4 protein-coding genes are annotated in these 1749 nt (G+C 63.4%); all 4 read right to left on the reverse strand.

Translation table 11 applies throughout. The annotated features are described in order from the left end of the window. Positions 1-260, reverse strand: a 260-nt coding sequence (locus G6O54_RS37615) for a hypothetical protein (RefSeq protein WP_205679183.1), incomplete at its 3' end; no start/stop codon positions are given. Between the two features lie 2 nt (positions 261-262). Continuing rightward, positions 263-1141, reverse strand: a complete 879-nt coding sequence (locus G6O54_RS36755; protein ID WP_165236048.1) for a hypothetical protein — start codon at positions 1139-1141, stop codon at positions 263-265. A 122-nt stretch (positions 1142-1263) separates the two neighbouring features. Further along, positions 1264-1548, reverse strand: coding sequence for a hypothetical protein (locus G6O54_RS36760; protein ID WP_165236052.1), 285 nt, complete (start codon positions 1546-1548; stop codon positions 1264-1266). A gap of 8 nt (positions 1549-1556) precedes the next feature. Next, positions 1557-1749: hypothetical protein (locus tag G6O54_RS37620; protein WP_205679184.1), on the reverse strand; the 193-nt coding region annotated here is incomplete at its 5' end.

A 1749-nucleotide genomic window follows, 5' to 3' on the forward strand; every position in this document is an offset into this window, starting at 1 on the left:
ATGTAGGCAAGGAAACGCGAATGGTGCTCTGGAGGAATAGGGACAATCAACTCTGTCAGCAGCACGCTTGGCACTACAATTCTGGCGTGAACGTCCGTCAGGTCGTTGATGAGGATTCGGGCCCTGTCGACGTTCTCGACATCTCGCCTCTCTACGGGGGGGACGCCGGGAATCATCCTGCGTACGCCGCTCCAGATGAGGATATGGGCGTCCAGGAGCACGAGGGAGCCGTAGGGGACGATGCCGTCTTTAGGAGCCATGCTCAGTGGTCCGTGTCTACTTCCTCGAGGTACTCGTCCAGATCCGCCACCTCATCCCAGAACTTGCCGCCGGCTTCCCTCATGCCCTCGATCGCTTCGTCGAGCGGCCCTTGGACAGGCGTACGGACGCCCTCGATGGTAAACGCTCGGAGCCGCCACGAGCCCCTGATCCAGGTCGCTATGCCGCTGACCACGACGTCTTGGAACAGCTGCTCGCCCAGCTGCTTCAGGATCGTGTCGTTCGCCACCTTGCAGAAGAGGATCTTGTGCTGAGAATACACCCTAAGGCTGCATCGCCTACCCGTGGCCCCTCCGACCCGTACCACGTTGCCGATGAGCGAGCTCTGGCCCGATACCAGCAGCGAGCGGGAGACGTTGGCGAAAGACTCCGGCCCGATCTTGGCGAGGATCGGGCCCTGGCTCCCAGGCTCCCTGAGGGTGATGGCGCACTGCAAGCGGCGGGCGATCAAGCTGAGCTGCTGGAGCGGCCCGATCATGTAATCCTGGACATCGACGTCGTCTGGCCTGTCGAGTATCTCGCCGAGGCTGCGTAGTCTGCGGCGGGCCGGCTCCGCGGGCGGCCCGGCAACCTCGTAGACCGCGGAACCGCGGTTGACCGACAGGAGCCTGAGCGATTCGTTCTCGGCCTCGACTGGGAAGGACTCTTCTTCTGCCTCAGCTCCCTCGACCAGCACCTCCTCCAAAATGTCATCGGGCTGGCTGCCTAGGGCGAGCCGCTGGATGGCCGCCAACGAGTCGGCTAACGCGCGGAGCGGGATCGCTTCCGGATAGAGGTCGATGCCCTCGAAGCGGACTTCGAAGACCGGAGGGGGCGGCAGGGACCGGGCCGCAGCTATCTCGGCCAGAGGCTTGGTGTCCATGCTCCTACTCCCCGTGCGTGTGGATCGGGACCGCGGCCCAAATCAGCGACTCGTGGACATTCTACACTCCATCCAGGATTCCCAGAAACCCACTGACCTCCGCCTCAGCGACGCAAAGGCCATCAAGCTCTATACTCTCCCAGGTGCGTGCGGACCTTCCTGGCCTCGGCACGGGCCTTGGCGGCCTTGTCGCTCTCCAGAGTCCGGTGGCATGGGTGGCCCGACGGCTGGGTCAATTCCCATTCCTCGATCGACGCGAGGCGGAAACGCATCGTCGGGAAGCACGCAGGGCCGAACCTCATCCAGACGTACGGGACGCCTTCCTCCCGAATCAATCTATCCACCCATTCCGCCGACGCCCTCCACCGCTCGGCCAGGTCGTTGGCGGTCAATAGCCGGACAGCCATGCGTCACCTCAGTATGGCCCAAGGTGCTTGTGGACCTTCGGGATCACGACATGGAGTGCCGGGGGACGCTTCGGCTTGAAGCACGGATGTAGCGTCTCCCGGGCCTGCTCCCAGCCTTCGGTGGCTTCGACGCGGAACCGGAGGTTCTCCCACGAAACCCGTAACTTGGTAACCGTCCGGTGAACCGCATCTTCAAACTGT

The sequence above is a fragment of the Aquisphaera insulae genome (assembly GCF_011064615.1).
Lineage (GTDB): Bacteria > Planctomycetota > Planctomycetia > Isosphaerales > Isosphaeraceae > Aquisphaera > Aquisphaera insulae.